At 49.6% G+C, this 16,519-nt stretch carries 16 protein-coding genes; 6 read left to right on the top strand and 10 right to left on the bottom strand.

Annotated features, from left to right (window positions below; genetic code table 11):
- Positions 1 to 186: 186 nt before the first annotated feature.
- Positions 187 to 1,353: a 5-demethoxyubiquinol-8 5-hydroxylase UbiM gene (ubiM, locus tag ACLO87_RS00775; protein WP_430222506.1), complete on the top strand. Its 1,167-nt coding sequence runs from the start codon at positions 187 to 189 to the stop codon at positions 1,351 to 1,353.
- A gap of 108 nt (positions 1,354 to 1,461) precedes the next feature.
- On the opposite strand, the gene ACLO87_RS00770 is transcribed toward ubiM, so the two are convergent.
- The 8 genes from ACLO87_RS00770 to ACLO87_RS00735 all read right to left on the bottom strand — a co-directional run bounded on the left by ACLO87_RS00770 (position 1,462) and on the right by ACLO87_RS00735 (position 9,549).
- Positions 1,462 to 2,835, bottom strand: a complete 1,374-nt coding sequence (locus ACLO87_RS00770; protein ID WP_430222505.1) for a nucleobase:cation symporter-2 family protein — start codon at positions 2,833 to 2,835, stop codon at positions 1,462 to 1,464.
- A gap of 90 nt (positions 2,836 to 2,925) precedes the next feature.
- Positions 2,926 to 3,966 (bottom strand): linear amide C-N hydrolase, encoded by a 1,041-nt coding sequence (locus ACLO87_RS00765; RefSeq protein WP_430223704.1) that lies wholly within the window; start codon positions 3,964 to 3,966, stop codon positions 2,926 to 2,928.
- Between the two features lie 121 nt (positions 3,967 to 4,087).
- Positions 4,088 to 4,852, bottom strand: a complete 765-nt coding sequence (locus ACLO87_RS00760) for an SDR family oxidoreductase (RefSeq protein WP_135865713.1) — start codon at positions 4,850 to 4,852, stop codon at positions 4,088 to 4,090.
- A gap of 590 nt (positions 4,853 to 5,442) precedes the next feature.
- Positions 5,443 to 6,450, bottom strand: coding sequence for a lipoyl synthase (gene lipA / locus ACLO87_RS00755; RefSeq protein ID WP_430222504.1), 1,008 nt, complete (start codon positions 6,448 to 6,450; stop codon positions 5,443 to 5,445).
- 95 nt (positions 6,451 to 6,545) lie between these two features.
- Positions 6,546 to 7,241 carry a lipoyl(octanoyl) transferase LipB gene (gene lipB, locus ACLO87_RS00750; RefSeq protein ID WP_430222503.1) on the bottom strand — a complete coding sequence of 232 codons (696 nt, stop codon included), beginning with the start codon at positions 7,239 to 7,241 and terminating at the stop codon, positions 6,546 to 6,548.
- The gene (locus tag ACLO87_RS00745; RefSeq protein WP_135866118.1) at positions 7,241 to 7,519 is read right to left on the bottom strand and encodes a DUF493 family protein; all 279 of its coding nucleotides are present in this window, start codon (positions 7,517 to 7,519) and stop codon (positions 7,241 to 7,243) included. The genes lipB and ACLO87_RS00745 overlap by 1 nt, the downstream gene beginning before the upstream one ends.
- Positions 7,520 to 7,524: 5 nt before the next feature.
- Positions 7,525 to 8,706, bottom strand: coding sequence for a D-alanyl-D-alanine carboxypeptidase family protein (locus tag ACLO87_RS00740; RefSeq protein WP_135866127.1), 1,182 nt, complete (start codon positions 8,704 to 8,706; stop codon positions 7,525 to 7,527).
- Between the two features lie 198 nt (positions 8,707 to 8,904).
- On the bottom strand, positions 8,905 to 9,549 hold the full coding sequence (locus ACLO87_RS00735; protein WP_430222502.1) for an alpha/beta hydrolase: 645 nt from the start codon (positions 9,547 to 9,549) through the stop codon (positions 8,905 to 8,907).
- A gap of 75 nt (positions 9,550 to 9,624) precedes the next feature.
- Between ACLO87_RS00735 and ACLO87_RS00730 the strand changes: the two genes are divergently transcribed.
- The 5 genes from ACLO87_RS00730 (at position 9,625) to ACLO87_RS00710 (ending at position 12,845) form a co-directional block, all read left to right on the top strand.
- A complete protein-coding gene (locus ACLO87_RS00730; protein ID WP_430222501.1) occupies positions 9,625 to 10,491 on the top strand; it encodes a biotin--[acetyl-CoA-carboxylase] ligase in 867 nt (288 codons plus the stop codon).
- 13 nt (positions 10,492 to 10,504) lie between these two features.
- A complete protein-coding gene (locus tag ACLO87_RS00725; RefSeq protein ID WP_430222500.1) occupies positions 10,505 to 11,305 on the top strand; it encodes a type III pantothenate kinase in 801 nt (266 codons plus the stop codon).
- 68 nt (positions 11,306 to 11,373) lie between these two features.
- On the top strand, positions 11,374 to 11,538 hold the full coding sequence (locus ACLO87_RS00720; RefSeq protein WP_430222499.1) for a hypothetical protein: 165 nt from the start codon (positions 11,374 to 11,376) through the stop codon (positions 11,536 to 11,538).
- A gap of 29 nt (positions 11,539 to 11,567) precedes the next feature.
- Positions 11,568 to 12,398, top strand: a complete 831-nt coding sequence (gene galU / locus ACLO87_RS00715; RefSeq protein WP_430222498.1) for a UTP--glucose-1-phosphate uridylyltransferase GalU — start codon at positions 11,568 to 11,570, stop codon at positions 12,396 to 12,398.
- Positions 12,399 to 12,635: 237 nt separating this feature from the next.
- Positions 12,636 to 12,845 (top strand): cold-shock protein, encoded by a 210-nt coding sequence (locus ACLO87_RS00710; protein WP_135867225.1) that lies wholly within the window; start codon positions 12,636 to 12,638, stop codon positions 12,843 to 12,845.
- 103 nt (positions 12,846 to 12,948) lie between these two features.
- Here ACLO87_RS00710 and ACLO87_RS00705 read toward each other — a convergent pair whose 3' ends face one another.
- Together ACLO87_RS00705 and ACLO87_RS00700 are read right to left on the bottom strand one after the other, a co-directional pair.
- Positions 12,949 to 15,294, bottom strand: coding sequence for a DUF3141 domain-containing protein (locus ACLO87_RS00705; RefSeq protein ID WP_430222497.1), 2,346 nt, complete (start codon positions 15,292 to 15,294; stop codon positions 12,949 to 12,951).
- A gap of 99 nt (positions 15,295 to 15,393) precedes the next feature.
- Positions 15,394 to 16,518: an ABC-2 transporter permease gene (locus ACLO87_RS00700; RefSeq protein ID WP_135863985.1), complete on the bottom strand. Its 1,125-nt coding sequence runs from the start codon at positions 16,516 to 16,518 to the stop codon at positions 15,394 to 15,396.
- Between the last annotated feature and the right edge of the window lies 1 nt (position 16,519).

Below are 16,519 nucleotides of genomic sequence, written 5' to 3'. Positions count from 1 at the left end.
GTTATCAAGGATTATCTTGGTAACGCCTTTGTTTCTTGTCGTCCATCATCACCAACACGGCATGGCCGTAGCACTCCCTGCTGTCCCAATCTCCGTTCCCACATCTCTTAGCGCAGATCAAAGCCACGACACGCCCTACCCCCTAGAATGGCTGAGACTGACTTCACACTATAAAGGTATGGTGACATGAACGTAGACGTAACCATTGTCGGGGCAGGGCCGACAGGATTGTGCTTGGCCTACACACTGGCTCGCGCAGGCATGAACGTGGTAGTACTGGAACGACAGCCGCGCAAAGCGCTGGCTGAACCCGCATTTGACGGCCGTGAAATTGCACTAACCCACGAATCTCAACGCTTGTTGCAAGACTGGGGACTATGGGAGCATTTTCCTGCTGAAGAAGTATCCGATTTACGTCATGCGAAAGTCTTGGATGGGCATGCACTCAAAGGTATGAACATAGGGCCTGACCTGGGCAAGCAATCACAGTTGGGCTGGCTCATCCCTAATCACTTGATTCGCCAGGCCGCATTCACACAATGCGCTACACAAGAACGTGTACACATTTTTGATAGCATACAAATACGTCATACACGCACGCACTCACACGGTGCTGAGGTAGAGCTAGAGGATGGCCGTACGATTAGCAGCCGTTTACTCGTCGCCGCCGACAGCCGTTTCTCTGAAACCCGTAGAGCCCAAGGCATTCCCGCCCAAATGCACGACTACGGTAAGAGCATGATGGTGTTCAGGGTCAAACATGAAGTCCCACACGATCATGTGGCTTGGGAATGGTTTGGCTATGGTCAAACACGAGCCTTACTACCGTTAAACGGTCAACAAGCCTCTGTGGTACTCACCCTACCCCACCATGCGATGCAGGCATTGCAGCGTCTGGATGATGAGGCCTTTGATCAAGACATTAGCCAACGCTATGAGTATCAATTGGGCTCCATGCAACGCATCAGCGAACGCAATGTGTACCCACTAGTGGGCGCTTATGCCTTCCGTTTCCATAACCCTCGTTTCGCCCTGATTGGTGATGCCGCTGTTGGTATGCACCCTGTTACCGCTCATGGCTTCAACCTAGGCGCACTCAGCGTCAAGCACCTTAGCGAACGCGTGATCACGGCCTTCCAACAAGGTAAAGACATTGCCTCTGCTGAGCTGCTACAAAGCTACACACATGCCCACAGGCGCAGTAGCTTACCTTTGTACGCCGCTACAAACATGGTGATTGCGCTATACACCAACGATCTGGCACCGGCTCGTTTCTTGCGCAAAACAGTGCTTAAAGCCGCTGATGCGCTACAACCATTTAAGCGATTGGTTGCCTCTCAACTCACAGGCTAATCAGCACCATACGCATACTCTGACTAGCACATACAAAAAACACCCCAAACGGATCATCTCGTTTGGGGTGTTTTTGTCATTAACAACCGTTATAGCTACGCTATAGGTTTACGCCTCTTTCTGAGTGCGATCTGGCAAGAACCAATTCATCAACAGCGCACAAATACCGCCTGTGGCCACACCAGAACCCAATACATTACGTACGCCTTCTGGCACATTTGCCAACAATTCCGGTACTTCCGATACACCCAAGCCCAGACCTAGAGATACCGCAATAATCAACAAAGATCGACGATCCAAGGTGGTACCAGCCAGAATGTTGATCCCTGAAGCCGCTACAGCACCAAACATCACCATCACCGCACCACCCAACACAGGCTCCGGTACGGCTTGCAGCACACCCGACACCACAGGGAACAAGCCCAGAATCATCAACATACCGGCAATCCAAATACCTACGTGACGGCTGGCCACGCCAGTTAGCTGAATCACGCCGTTATTCTGTGCAAACACAGAGCTTGGGAATGTGTTGAAAATGCCAGCCAACAGCGAGTTCACACCGTTCACCAATACACCACCCTTAATGCGCTGCATCCATACAGGGCCTTCTACAGGCTCTTGGGAGATCTTACTGGTCGCTGTCACATCACCAATGGCTTCCAAGGAAGTCACCAGATAAATCACAATCATGGGAATGAACAATCCCCATGAAAAATCCAAACCAAAGTGCAGTGGCACAGGAACTTGGAAAGTAGCTGCTTTTTCTAAACCACTGAAATCTAAACGGCCCAAGTAGGCGGCCATGGCATAACCAACAGCCAACGCAATCACAATGGCTGCACTACGTACCCACACCACCGGAATACGGTTCAACACAATGATGATCACCAGCACTGAGCACGACAGTAGCAAGTTTTCGCCACTCGCAAAGCTACCATTACCCATCGCACTGTAACCGCCGCCCATGCTGATAATACCCACTTTAATCAGCGTCAAGCCAATCAGCAGCACTACCGTACCCGTTACCAATGGGGTAATGAGCTTACGAATCACTGGCAGTATGCGCGATACACCAATCTCAATAAACGAGCCGGCAATCACTACACCAAAGATGGTCGCCATCACGGTTTCCACAGGTGTGCCCTGCTTCACCATCAACGCTCCACCTGCAATCAACGGGCCTACAAAGTTGAAACTTGTACCCTGCACAATCAGTAAACCTGCACCAAAAGGGCCAAAACGTTTGCTTTGCACATAGGTCGCAATCCCGGAAATCACCAAGGACATGGACAAGATCAAGTTAGTATCGTGTGCCGACACACCCAATGCCTGACAAATCAGCAGACCGGGCGTCACAATGGGCACAATAATGGCTAATAAGTGTTGGAGTGCAGCGAAAAAACTGATCCAAGGACGGGGCTTGTCGTACGGGCCGTACACAAGCTGCGTATCGTCAACCTGAGTAGATGTAGTGGGTTGCATGGCGATAGGGGCGCAAAAGCCATGATTCTACACCACCCCATAGGGGTATTGAACGGCCCCACGCACGCATGGGGCCTAACCACAACAAGCTTATACGCCTAAAAATTGAAACGGCTTACTTTCTTTGAACTCAGCATTCACCATGCCAGAGTAAATTGTAGTCTGGTCTGGACCCAGTTCCAGCTTCAATACTTTGCCGGTTTTTTCAGACAAATCGAACTTACTCAGGTCTACCCAGAAAGTATTGGGAGTAAGGGCCGATTCAAAGAAATAATGCAGACGTTTTTGGTCTGCCACAGTACGCCAACGCGTAGACGAGATGTTAGGTTGATCCGGTGTAGTAATGCCATAAGGCACCGACACGTTACGAATCACGCTAAACACACTCGCGATAGTTTCACGCTGATTAGTGGTTTTAGGGATAGCATTCACGTAAAACGAGGCGCGAGCAAAACGATCTGCTGACCGATTGGTACCCGGCAACATTACTGTGCCACTAATTTGCTCCCAGTACTCATTCATCGCCAACTGCTTGTCATAGGTAGGCGAGTTAGTCATCACTTGGTATTCAGGGCTGTGATGGATATGCTGTTTGCCATCAATGTATTCCACAATAGCGCTATCACCACTGGCATCAGAGATAGCCAAGTGTAATGTCGCCAATCGTTGCTCCCCTGGCACGTTATCGGTAATCAGGGTGAAAGGCTCTTTTTCTAGCTCTGCCACCGCTTCAGACACTGTCGCAAAGTTATCCAGTACATACTGCGCCCATGCAGCAATAGTCAGACCCGGTTTGCCTTCATCACGCACAGGGTATTCAGACTCTACCAACCACAACACGCTGGCTGACAGACCTGCTTCATTCAAACCGTCAGTCGTAGAAATATCGTAGCCCGATGCAATCACACTACCGTACTTAGATGTCCATTCCAACGAGTTCTCACCTGCCTCGCCAGAACGCTTCATACCTTGAGGAAAAATCCACAAGTTAGTATCAATGGATGTTTTCCAATCCATAGAGCGCGCGGTCACAATCTGATTGTCTGCACCGTGATACACCAAACGGGTACACGCATGCGCTGCTTCAGAAAAGACAACAGGACCAGCAACTAGCGCTGCTGTACACAGCATGGCCGATAAAGGTTTGCGTATCATGATGAAAACTCCTTAAGAAAGGTGGGATTGCGACAAATCATGCCACAATCCCCCTGCACACACATCAGAAAGTTACAGAGCGTTAAGCTTTACTCGATTATTGCGCGGTATAGCCGCCATCAATCACCAGCTCTGAACCGGTCATAAATTTGGACTCATCTGAGGCCAAATACAAAATCCCGTACGCAATATCATCAGCCTCGCCCAAATGCCCAATAGGGTGCAAACTGACCAACCGTTGGTATTTCTCGGTTTGCTCACTTTCAGCTAACCCTTCCACCATCGGTGTCCAGATATAACCAGGGTGTACCGAGTTAATGCGGATGCCATAACCCGCTTGTGCGCAATGCAGAGCTGCTGATTTGGTGAAGATACGTACGCCGCCCTTACTCGCGTTATACGCTGCCAAACCAGGATCCCCCACCAAGCCTTCAATAGAGGACAAATTCACAATAGATCCGCCGCCACTTTTGCGTAGCGCCTCAATACCGTATTTAGTACCTAGAAACACGCCATCTAAGTTAATTTCCTGTACTTTGCGCCACTCAGCCAAGGTGGTGTCTTCCACTGTTTTACCCAACGCAATACCCGCGTTATTGACCACAATATTCAACTTACCAAAGGCTTTGAAAGAGGCATCAATTGCCGCTTTCCACTGATCTTCGCTGGACGCATCGTGCTGCACAAAAATGGCCTCGCCTCCTTGCGCCTTAATACGTGCGACCACTTCCTCGCCTTCTTTTTGCTTCACATCCGTGACCACGACCTTCGCACCTTCACGAGCCAGCAGTTCGGCCGTTGCACGACCAATGCCTAAAGCGCCCCCAGTTACCAATGCTACTTTTTCTGCTACGCGTCCCATAAGACTCTCCTAGAAAGGGTATTGGATAGTGACTGTCATCATGCCCCACATTCATGACAACATCTAGCGCCAGCTCAATAACGAGCTTCTACTTACACTGTAGACCATTTGAAGTTTGTAATACTTGCTTACTATCAAGGCGGTGAGCTTCTGGGGAATTCCCATGTTAGCGACTCTTCGCCTAAATGGATTATCAATAGTGAGGATAAGAAGCCCGCTAATCAAAGACTGACAGCTGTAGCCTTAGGCTGCGAAAGTATTTTTTAATTTGTACACCAAATAAAAAAACACTTCCCTCCGCCTTCCCTTCATCGCTTGCCACGGCCTTTGCTTGGGTAGCTGCTGATAGGTAGCATGTTTATGCTGCAGGATTCACAAGAACCAAGGCTCATCCACAGCGTGCGATGAATACAGCCTTTCTACTACAACGTTCACGGCCTAAATAAGTTATCAGCATTGACCGTAAAGGCTCACTGATCAACGACTGTCTACATGAGCCTTAGGCCACAAACTCTGTATAACTTGCCCAAAAGAAAACCCCCAGTCACAGACTAGGGATTTTGCATAAAGCCGTAGCAAATCAGAACAACTTAACCAGCCGCGTAAGCACCCGCTTGTTCTGCCTGCTGATCAGCATGGTAAGACGAGCGCACCATCGCACCTACTGCCGCATGTGTGAAGCCCATTTCATAAGCAGCGTCTTCAAAAGCCTTAAATTGCTCAGGTGTCACGTAACGCATGACTGGCAAGTGGTGTTCAGACGGTTGCAAGTACTGCCCAATGGTCAACATATCAATATTGTGGGCACGCATATCGCGCATCACTTCCAGAATTTCCTCGTCAGTCTCGCCCAAGCCAACCATCAAACCAGATTTAGTAGGCACTGTTGGACAACGATCTTTAAACTCTTTTAGCAGTTTCAACGAGTGCAGGTAGTCTGCACCAGGTCGGGCTTGTTTGTACAAACGAGGCACTGTTTCCAAGTTGTGATTCATCACATCAGGAGGTGTCTCTTGCATGATATCCAATGCCTTGTCCAAACGGCCACGGAAGTCTGGCACCAATACTTCAATGGAAGTTTTGGGGGACTGCGTACGAATCTCGGTAATACACTCAGCAAAGTGAGCTGCACCACCATCACGCAAGTCATCACGGTCTACCGATGTGATCACCACATACGACAAACGCATTTTGCCGATGGCACTCGCCAAGTTGCGTGGCTCGTCTTGATCCAAGGGGTCTGGTCTGCCGTGCCCCACATCACAAAACGGGCAACGACGGGTACATTTCTCGCCCATGATCATGAACGTCGCTGTACCTTTACCGAAGCACTCGCCAATATTCGGACAGGTAGCTTCTTCACACACGCTAAATAGATTACTTTCGCGCAGAATTTTTTTAATATCGTGGAAACGTGAGTTGGGAGCAGCCGCTTTCACCCGAATCCACTCTGGTTTCTTCAAGCGCTCAACAGGCACGATTTTGATAGGGATACGTGATGTCTTGGCCTGTGCTGTCTGTTTAGCCGTAGGGTCGTACTGCTCATCACGAGCACGCACCGTAGGTTTACGTTCAGCAGTGGTATCTAGGGTAGTCATAAAGCAAGCACCGCAAGGTATACAAAAGCAAAATTATGGGCTCTGCACACGCGTGCAAAACCAACTAAAAATCTAGGGTATCATGTTCGCCGCCCTCAGGCAGAGCAATACTCATGCTGCTTTGCGGCATCGGACAAGGCTTGTTGTAAAGTCGAAACGAGCAGTTCACCCACTGTTACCGTACTCAATTGCAAGCCACAGTGCTGTAGATCACTGGTTTGTAGTCCTTGATATCCACACGGATTAATCCCCAAAAAGGGATTCAAATCCATATTCACATTTAAGGCTAAGCCGTGGTAACTACAGCCATTGCGGATCTTCACGCCTAAAGCCGCTACTTTCACTAGCTCATCTGGCGGAGCCACCACAGGGCTGACACAACTACCCGGCACGTACACGCCAGGGGCACCCACTTTTCTACATGCTTGGTCCAAGCCTACCGACGTTAACACATCGATAATAGCTTGCTCCAGCATTGCTACATACGCTTTTACGTATAAGCCTATTCTGCGTAAATCTATAAGGCAGTACACCACGACTTGCCCAGGTCCGTGGTACGTCACCTGACCACCTCGGTCTGAACGCACCAACGGGATACCTGCCGCATTTAAGACGTGGCTTTCCATACCCGCCTGCCCCAGCGTATAGACTGGAGCATGCTCTAGCACCCACAGCTCATCCGGTGTTTCTGCCGTACGTTGCTCAGTGAAACGTCGCATGGCCTGCCATGTTTCGTCGTAACTGATATTCGTACCTAAATGGCGTATTACCGGCGTGATCATATAGGCCATTACAACACCATGGAAACCAATGGATGACCGTGCAAGGCACGGTATAGGTTATCCAATTGCTCACGCGATGTGGCCGTGATACGGAAGGTCAGGCCTACGTAATTGCCGTTCTTGCTAGGACGAGACTCAATGGTTGTGATATCAAACACAGGGTCATGCTCTAGTACCAGTGCTGTCAAAACCTCTGCAAACTCCGGCACGGATTTGCCCATCACTTTGATGGGAAATTCGCTGGGGTATTCAATCAGCGATTCTTCAGGAGGAATGATTCCAGTCATAATATTTACTCAAACCACATGCGGACTTTATCCGCCATACGACCAAAAAAGCCTGCTTGCGGCACAGCTTCCAAGGCCACCAAATCATCCTGACGCAAGACGGTATCGCCCAGCATCAACTTCACCTGACCCACTTTAGCGTTGTCGGCAACTGGTGCAATCAAAGGCTGCGCATATTCAGCTATAGGTTGCAGCTCAGCAGCACGGCCGCGAGGTACAGTAATCATCACGGGCTTGGATACCCCCAAGCCTACTGACTCAGCTTCACCTTCCCACACACGAGCACTGACTACAGGTTGTCTGGCACCGTACAACTCTACTGTTTCAAAGTTCTGGAAGCTCCAGTTCAGTAATTTCAGACTGTTTTCTGTACGTGCTGCATCGTTCGCTGTACCTACCACTACCGAAATAATGCGGCGGCCATCGCGTACAGCCGTCGACACCAAGCAGTAACCAGCAGAATTAGTGTGACCTGTTTTCAGGCCATCAACCGTATTGTCCAACCACAGTAGACGGTTGCGGTTAGGCTGTTTGATCTTGTTGTACTCAAACTCTTTTTGGCCGTAGTAGTGCAGGTGCTGTGGAAAACGTTGCACCAAATTTTGTGCCAATGTACCTAGATCACGCACAGAAGTCAGGTGCGTCGCACCAGGCAAACCACTGGCATTCTCAAAATGCGTTTGGGTCAGCCCTTGTCTGGCGGCTTCCTCATTCATCAGCGTTACAAAAGCCTCTTCGCTACCGGCAACTGCTTCTGCCAAGGCGACAGTTGCATCGTTACCAGATTGCACGATCACGCCTTGCAGCAGATCATTCACGCTCACTTGAGTATTAGGCTCCACAAACATGCGGGAACCTTCAGTACGCCATGCATACTCAGAGATAGGCACCAACTGATCTAGGCTCAATCGCCCTTTTTCCAAGGCATCAAATACCAAGAAAGCTGTCATGAGTTTGGTCAGTGAAGCAGGCTCTACCTGATCATCCAAACCTTGTGCGGCAATGACTTGGCCGCTGTTAGCGTCCAAGCTCAACCACGCGGTAGCACCCAAGGTAGGGGCAGGAATAGTAGAAAGCTGGCCTACGGTCTGCACTACACCTGGCTCAATCGCAAAAACGGGCGCAACAGCAGCAGGCAAAGAAAAGCTCAGCACACCAATCACAGCGGCTGCAACTTTTTTGCGCATAAATAAAGGAGTAATAGGCTGAGTGCGTACACTCAGCTTGGAACGAATTCGGGACAAAAATTTCATGAGACTGGCGTAATTTCCGGATTGATTTCTGAATGGCCACGCCGGGCGGCTGCATCCCATTATAAGCAGATGACAGGAGCACAGCACGCTTACAGCCTGTCACGCATACAATTTTTTACACCCGGCTTTTTCTCAAGCAAATAATTGCAATTGCTGAGCGACCAACTCACGTAGCTGTACCAGCTTGCCATGGAAAAAATGCGATGAATCAGGCAGCACAGTCAAAGCCAAATCTTGAGCTCTGGCAAAATCCATGGCTTCAGATAAAGGCACTACCTCATCCACTTCGCCATGAAGTAAATAGGTATGAGCAGGAATCATCAATTCTCGGAAACGGAAACGCTCCACAGCAGGCCCCGTTAGAATCAATGCGTCCGGCACACGCTGCTGCTCTTCAGCCAAACAAGAGTACAACTGAGCGGCTACCGAAGTACCAAAGGAAAATCCCGCCAATGCCCATTTGCCTGCAGCTAATTCTGGATAGGCAGCCTGGAATTGCTGCACCAACAAACGCATGTCAGCCGTTTCACCCTTAGCATGATCAAAGCTGCCTGCCGATGTTCCGACTCCGCGGAAGTCGGGCCGCACTACCACCAAGCCATGCTGAGTACAGGCTTTGGCAATGGTAGTCACCACTTTGTTATTCCGTGCCCCACCATGCAAAGGATGCGGGTGTAACACCAATGCCCAACCACGAGGCGTGCCTTCTGGCCAATCCACGGCACAATCAATAGCGCCCGCCTCTCCATTAAAAACCACGTTCCTAATCTGTGTCATAGCTCACAAAATGCCATAATAGCGATACATGTATTCTGCATTCTAACGGAACTTCTACTTCTCGCTGTCATTACCATGTCTGAACATGCGCCTTCCTTAACTTCTCCCAGTCGCATGGTGTCCCAGCTACGCCAAGCCCTGCCTCAATTCCGACGTATTGAATGGGTAGACCGTACTGACTCCACCAACGCCGATTTGCTGCAATGGGCCAGGGAAGATAATCCCTCGCTACGCCCATGGCTACGTGGCGCACATTTGCAAGATCGCGGTAGAGGGCGTGCAGGCCGTACATGGAAGAACCGTGAAGGTGCACACCTGATGTTCTCCTGTGCTTTTGACATTTTTGTGCCGCCACAAGCCCTAGCCACCTTATCGCCGTTATGCGGAGTGGCCACGTGTGAGGCCTTACGTAGCTTGCTACCAGAGCGCCACCGCGTAGCACTGAAACTTAAATGGCCTAATGATCTGCTGTGGTATGACGCGAAACTCGCGGGTATTCTGACGGAAGTCACCAGAGCCAGCACCGCTCCTGAAAGCAAAGATCATCATGTAGTCGTCATTGGCATAGGGCTGAACTTGAATGATGCGCAGTCCCTAAGTGAATCCTTACAGCGCCCTGTCGCCGACTGGGAGAGCATTAGCAATGAATGTGTAGAGATGCTTGCTCATCGCCCCGCAGACTTAGTCGCCGCCATGGCAGCAGGCTTGTACACCGCCATGAATGAAGCCACGGCTTACGGCTTTGCCTCGCTACCAGAACGTTTTTCGCAGGTAGACGCTTTATTAGGCCAAAACATCAATATCGTGCACAACGATAAAATTCTACAAACTGGTATAGCTCAAGGCATAAACGCCCAAGGGCAATTAATGATGCGTAATGCGCTGGGTACACAGGTAGTGTCTGTGGGCGAGGTGTCAGTCAGACCTTCTGCACCACGGTAATGGAAATAACACCATGTACGTATTGATAGACATTGGCAACACACGCGTCAAACTGGGGCTGCTGGATACCGGTAGCCGCTCACGGTTGCCGTTAACTTTGGCTTGTCCACATACTGATCTTAGCCCTATCGCTACATGGTTAACCCAGCACCTGAGCTCCCCACCAACAGCCTCCATCGGTGTTAATGTGGCCAGTGAAGCCTTAGCAGCACAAGTACAAGCACTACTGCATGCGCATCAAGTGCCTACTATTCAGTGGCAAACTGGTGATACCCCCTGCCAAAGCTTGCTCAATCGCTATCAGCACCCTGAGCGCTTAGGCGCAGACAGATGGGTATCCGCCATAGGGTTACAGCCACACGCACCGCACTCTGCTTTCTTACACGTCAGTTTTGGAACAGCCACTACGGTTGACGCTATTGTGCCCCACCCCTGTGGACACGAATTCAAAGGCGGCCTGATTCTGCCCGGGCCGCAACTTATGCAACATGCGCTAAGCCAAAATACAGCCCGACTGGATGCTATACCGGGCATGCTGCAAGACTTTCCCGATCACACCACTGCTGCTATTAGTTCTGGGATTGCTGCCGCACAAGCCGGTGCAGTGATGCGCCAATGGCTCATTACTCAGGAAGCCGTAGGGCATGCTCCATTGCTATTCTGCAGCGGCGGGGGTAGATCTTTAGTAGAAGCCGAACTAGAACAGGCACTCGCCCGTATGCGTCATGTAACGGCCTTATCGCTGCCCGATCCTATATGGTGTGACACACCCACCCTAGACGGCTTAGCGATTCTTGCCAATCGTCTCGCATAGATTCGTGCGATTATACGCGCTACAATTCCTGACATTATTCATAGTCATCACTACTCTCTGATCGCCATATGAAATACCTCGCCCTGCTCTGCCTGATTGCAAACATGGCGCTGCTGGCTTACGGTCAGGGCTTTTTTGGTGTTCAGCCTAGTGAATACGGTCGCAGCATAAGCCCCGCTCCCTTTGTGAACGAGAACGCGGTGACTGTTGGTTCGGCCTTACCTCTGTCTTAACACCACATACTCTGGACGCTGTTACCGTTATGAAACCTGTACGCAAAGCTGTTTTTCCTGTCGCGGGACTTGGTACCCGTTTTCTGCCGGCCACCAAAGCGATGCCCAAAGAAATGCTTCCCGTTGTGGATAAACCGTTAATTCAATATGCGGTAGAAGAAGCGATTGCAGCTGGTGTCACAGAACTGATTTTTATTACAGGACGTAACAAACGTGCCATTGAAGATCACTTCGACAGCATGCCCGAGTTAGAGTCCGAATTAACCAGCAAAAATAAAATCGAACTGCTGGAGCGTGTAAAGAACATTATTCCTCCGTACGTGAGCTGTATTTACACACGTCAGCCTGCTCCGTTGGGGTTAGGACACGCTGTATTGTGTGCTGCACCTATCGTGGGTGATGAACCTTTCTTGGTGTTGTTGGCGGATGACTTAATCGACGCCCAAACACCGGTTGCACGCCAACTGGTAGAAGCTGCCCATCAGTACAACGGCAGCATTGTGGCTACACAACAAGTAGACCGCCAAGACACTAGTAAGTACGGCATTGTGTCTGGTACTAGCGTGGACACCAACACCACTCGCTTGCACGGTATTGTAGAAAAGCCACGCCCAGAAGATGCGCCATCTACACAAGCGGTAGTAGGTCGTTACGTGCTAGAACCCGAGATTTTTGAGCATTTGCGTAAAACTCAACCTGGCGCTGGCGGTGAGATTCAACTTACCGATGGTATCGCTAGTTTATTGAAATCTCGTAATGTATTTGCATGCCAATACGAAGGCACTCGCTATGACTGCGGAAGTAAAGATGGCTTTTTTAAAGCTACCGTAGAAATTGGTCGTAAATATCACAACCTTTAAACGCTCCTAGTATTAATACCAGTAGCCTCTATTAACAATTTCATGCGTTAATAATTGTATTCGTATACGGGTTCTGCTTGACGTCAAACAATGCCCGTAATACGATTCGATTCGTAGGTTATCAAGTTAGTTGTAAGCTCGTTCAATGCGGTATCTATATACCAGTTGCCTGATTTTTACACCTTGACAATCTTTTTTTAGAGCACAAGCTCGTCATTTTTAGGGATTGCAACAATCATGCAAACAGAAACTGGTATTGTTAAATGGTTCAACAACGAAAAAGGCTTCGGCTTCATCACTCCTGAGAGCGGTGGCAAAGATTTGTTCGTACACCACTCCGATATCATCGGTACAGGCTTCAAATCTCTGCAAGAAAACCAACGCGTTTCTTACGAGCCAGCTGAAGGCCAAAAAGGCCCACAAGCCAAATCCGTGCAAGCTCTGTAATTGAGTCTGACACGATATTCGTAAAGAATATTAAAAAAGCCCTGAATTTAATTCAGGGCTTTTTTTATTTCTTATTAATCTATATCAATAGATTATTATTTTATTATTTCTTTTCATTTTCCTGTTTGATATTAGCAACTGTTTTCTTTGCTGCTCGCGTAGATACTTTACGCGCCTTAACAGTTTTAACAGGAATAGAAGCAGGTATCGATTTAGTTTCTTCTGTAACAGTTGATGTCAATTTGGCAGCTTGTTCCTGCTTATCCAATACTGCCCCCAATATCACAATGATACGCTCCAGAGCTTTAGCTTCTGCTTTGGACAACTGGTTCTCGCTACTACGCGCCAAGCCCAGCAAAAACTCTGCCAGCTTACGGATAGCTTCGGGAGTAGCATCTTTCAGTAAAGTAGGAATCGCTTCAATCGCTGCGTTTTCGTCCATATGCAGCAACAAGGCCTGTTCACGCAATAGCTGACGGAAAGCAGCTCTTTCACTGCCCTTCAGCCATCCAGCCTGATCCATCTGCTCGGCATAGTGGAAATGTCTGTCATCCGCTTCCCCGCGCTCTTTCAATACATAGAACATGGCACGTATGGCAGCCTCTGCCAGACCACCTTCATCCATACGCTCGGACAAATGTCGTAAGGTAGCTTCTACATACGCTTTATGTTCTGGCCAGTCGCCTGGGTGTGGCCGTACATCTGACTTATCTTCTAGTGCTCGTCCAGCCAACGCCTGCATCAACGGCGAACCATATACCGAATCAAAGAAAGCGGCATAGCCTTGGTCACGGTTATCCCTATAGTGATTTAGGAATCTAGTAATCGCATCAGACACCTGCTCTTGCCACAACAAGAAAGGATTATCAGCACGCGCAGGGGCTCGGTTCTCGCGTACCTGCTCTGCCTGTTCACCCAACCATGCTGCAAAAGGATGATTGCTACTCCACCACTCATAGGACGTGCGTAACGGGTGTAATGTCTGCATCCAGTAGGCAGTATAGGGGGTTGCAAATGCGCGCACCCACGGCTGCAATAAATTGCGATACAAGGCCAAGTTAATCTCTGACACCTTAGCCGCCGCTGCGAAGCGTTTTTCAGACTCCTGATCTGGCTGCACAATGTCACGTACTTCGGCCACACTGCTACGACGCAGTTTCAGCATATAGGGGTCATCCACAGGGCATGCTGCACGCACCTCATCACAATCTTCTACCGATGCGTGATAAATACCCGCAGGTAGTAAATCGATGGTGTCTATATGGCTGGTAAATTCTCGGTATTCTTTACTGCCTACTCGTGACGATACAAAAATTCCCAAGTGGCCAATACTGTCGTGAGTAGCGTAAACAATTGTTTGATCGTGACTCAGTACTTCATCGTCATTTCTGTATAAGTCCGTAATCCAACCTAAGGCCTGACCCGGAGGCGTAATATTGTCGCCATATGAGCAGAAAACCAGTATAGGTGAGCGGATATTACGCAAATCAATACGCAGACCATCGGAGGTCATTAAACGCGCTGTGGACAACTTATTACCAATGAACAGTTCATCAACGATGTACTGCATTTCCACATCATTTAAAAACACATAGCCGCCCCAATATTTCTCGAAATCCAAATATCGAGGGCCTTCAGTATCTACGTTTGCAAATAAGTTATATTGCTTATTCCACAGCGTATTGGCAGGATCTAAATTCTCAAAGTTTTCTACCAGCCACGCACCATCAAAGCGGCCATCACCCAAATCGCTGGTCATGGCAGTGAGCCAACTACCGCCTAACAAGCCCCCTGTATAACGCATGGGGTTATCGCCTGCCCAGTAAGAAAGCGGCGCACCTGCCACAATAATGGGGCCAAACAGCTCGGGCCATAACGCGGCGGTCATCAGTATCTGCCAACCCGCTTGGCAATTCCCAATCACGGCGGGTTTACCTGCCTCGCTGTGTTCATGCAGCTTACCCACATGGCGCACAAACTCGGCTTCAGCACGAATCACATCTTCTACGGTCTGACCAGGCACAGGATCGGGCAAGAACCCCACAAAGTAGCATGGGTGGCCTGCACTGAGCGCTGCGCCCATTTCGCTTTCCGCCTTAAAACCACCAATACCCGGACCATGCCCCGCTCTGGGATCGATAATAATGAATGGTCGCTTGTTCTCATCCACCTTTACACCAGCAGGCGGAATAATACGCATCAAAGAGTAGTTAACTGGGCGCGCCAAATCTTGGCCACACAACAGTTGCTCATACTCAAACTTCAACACAGTAGGTGCGTCTTCTTCTAAGTGCTCGCGGTACTGATCACCACGCTGACGTCGCACATCGGCGTACAAGACACTACGCTGCCAGAAATCCTTGGCGTACTCCGCTCCCGCTTCGGCGGCATTCCATGCCCAGGAAAAAGGCGTGTTTTCGGAAGGTGGAGTGGGTTTACGACTAGCCATTTTTGCTCTCCCAAAGAGTAGTAAAGCAATCTGAAAAATGCCGCTGCACGACGCCAAGGCCCTACGTTAACAACCCGCTACACCTTGCTCCCAACGGCCTTAAGCCATCTGATTAATCGTGCTTCTGAAACGTCGTAACGACAGCAGAAACAGAACAATCCCAATTGCTAACAGGGCTAAGAATGCAGGCCACACCACGGCAAGCCCGGCGCCGCGAAAAAGAATAGCCTGTCCAATTTCTACAAAGTGCGTGGTGGGGGCCACCAACATGATTTTCTGCACCAATAAAGGCATACTTTCACGCGGTGTCATACCACCCGACAACATTTGCAGCGGTAACAATATCAACACCAGCAACAAGCCGAACTGCGGCATACTGCGCGCCAATGTCGCCAAGTAAATACCTAACGAGGTCATGGCAAACACACATAAGGCAGCCCCGCACAGGAATAAACCTATGGACCCTTCGATAGGCACCTTCAACAGCCCCTGCACCACTAGCATCAATGAAGTAAAGGTTGCCAGCACCACCACCAGACCCATGGACCAAATCTTGGACACCATGATCTCTCCTGGTGTGACTGGCATGACCAGCAAATGTTCAATGGTGCCGTGTTCACGCTCACGAATCAGCGCTGCGCCCGTTAATATGATGGACAGCATCGTGACCGAGTTAATCACCTCTACAATACTGCCAAACCAGCTACGCTCAAGCGTTGGGTTAAAACGCTGGCGAATTTCTAGGTTAATAGGCAGTGCTTGTGTTTTGCGGTAACGCTGCAGGAATTCCTGCACTTCGCCATTCACAATCTGCTGGATGTAGTTATTGCCCGTAAATGCTTGGCTCATACGCGTCGCATCCACGTTCAACTGCACATCTGGACTACGCCCTGCCAGCACATCGCGCTGGAAACCTGGAGGAATATTCAGCACAAAGGTGTAATCCCCCCTATCCATACCCGCATCCATATCACTTAGCGTAATACGTTGTGGGGTGGTGAACTGCGGTGGATAAAATGCCGAACTAATACGTGTGGATAACGGTGACTCATCTTCATCCACAATAGCAATCACGGCATTGTGTAAGGTTTCAGGCATGGCTGTGGCACTGGTGTACACCGACACGCTGAAGATATACACAATCAACAGCAACAGCATGGGGTCACGCCATAAGCTCCACAGCTCTTTACGTCCCAGCAGAAAGATATTGCGTAACTGTCGCATC

It is taken from the genome of Paenalcaligenes sp. Me52 (assembly GCF_050487965.1).
Taxonomy (GTDB): Bacteria; Pseudomonadota; Gammaproteobacteria; order Burkholderiales; family Burkholderiaceae_B; genus Paenalcaligenes.
Note: the sequence above shows the minus strand (reverse complement) of the source record. Positions and strands in the feature narration are given on the sequence as shown.

Excerpts from the sequence above, each read along its gene's own strand:
- galU (WP_430222498.1), top strand. The coding sequence starts at position 11,568 with ATGAAACCTGTACGCAAAGCTGTTTTTCCTGTCGCGGGACTTGGTACC.
- ACLO87_RS00725 (WP_430222500.1), top strand. The coding sequence starts at position 10,505 with ATGTACGTATTGATAGACATTGGCAACACACGCGTCAAACTGGGGCTG.
- ACLO87_RS00700 (WP_135863985.1), bottom strand. The coding sequence starts at position 16,518 with ATGCGACAGTTACGCAATATCTTTCTGCTGGGACGTAAAGAGCTGTGG.
- ACLO87_RS00770 (WP_430222505.1), bottom strand. The coding sequence starts at position 2,835 with ATGCAACCCACTACATCTACTCAGGTTGACGATACGCAGCTTGTGTAC.
- lipA (WP_430222504.1), bottom strand. The coding sequence starts at position 6,450 with ATGACTACCCTAGATACCACTGCTGAACGTAAACCTACGGTGCGTGCT.
- ACLO87_RS00765 (WP_430223704.1), bottom strand. The coding sequence starts at position 3,966 with ATGCTGTGTACAGCAGCGCTAGTTGCTGGTCCTGTTGTCTTTTCTGAA.
- ACLO87_RS00740 (WP_135866127.1), bottom strand. The coding sequence starts at position 8,706 with ATGCGCAAAAAAGTTGCAGCCGCTGTGATTGGTGTGCTGAGCTTTTCT.
- ACLO87_RS00720 (WP_430222499.1), top strand. The coding sequence starts at position 11,374 with ATGAAATACCTCGCCCTGCTCTGCCTGATTGCAAACATGGCGCTGCTG.
- ACLO87_RS00735 (WP_430222502.1), bottom strand. The coding sequence starts at position 9,549 with ATGACACAGATTAGGAACGTGGTTTTTAATGGAGAGGCGGGCGCTATT.
- lipB (WP_430222503.1), bottom strand. The coding sequence starts at position 7,241 with ATGGCCTATATGATCACGCCGGTAATACGCCATTTAGGTACGAATATC.
- ACLO87_RS00710 (WP_135867225.1), top strand. The coding sequence starts at position 12,636 with ATGCAAACAGAAACTGGTATTGTTAAATGGTTCAACAACGAAAAAGGC.
- ACLO87_RS00730 (WP_430222501.1), top strand. The coding sequence starts at position 9,625 with ATGTCTGAACATGCGCCTTCCTTAACTTCTCCCAGTCGCATGGTGTCC.
- ACLO87_RS00745 (WP_135866118.1), bottom strand. The coding sequence starts at position 7,519 with ATGACTGGAATCATTCCTCCTGAAGAATCGCTGATTGAATACCCCAGC.
- ubiM (WP_430222506.1), top strand. The coding sequence starts at position 187 with ATGAACGTAGACGTAACCATTGTCGGGGCAGGGCCGACAGGATTGTGC.
- ACLO87_RS00705 (WP_430222497.1), bottom strand. The coding sequence starts at position 15,294 with ATGGCTAGTCGTAAACCCACTCCACCTTCCGAAAACACGCCTTTTTCC.
- ACLO87_RS00760 (WP_135865713.1), bottom strand. The coding sequence starts at position 4,852 with ATGGGACGCGTAGCAGAAAAAGTAGCATTGGTAACTGGGGGCGCTTTA.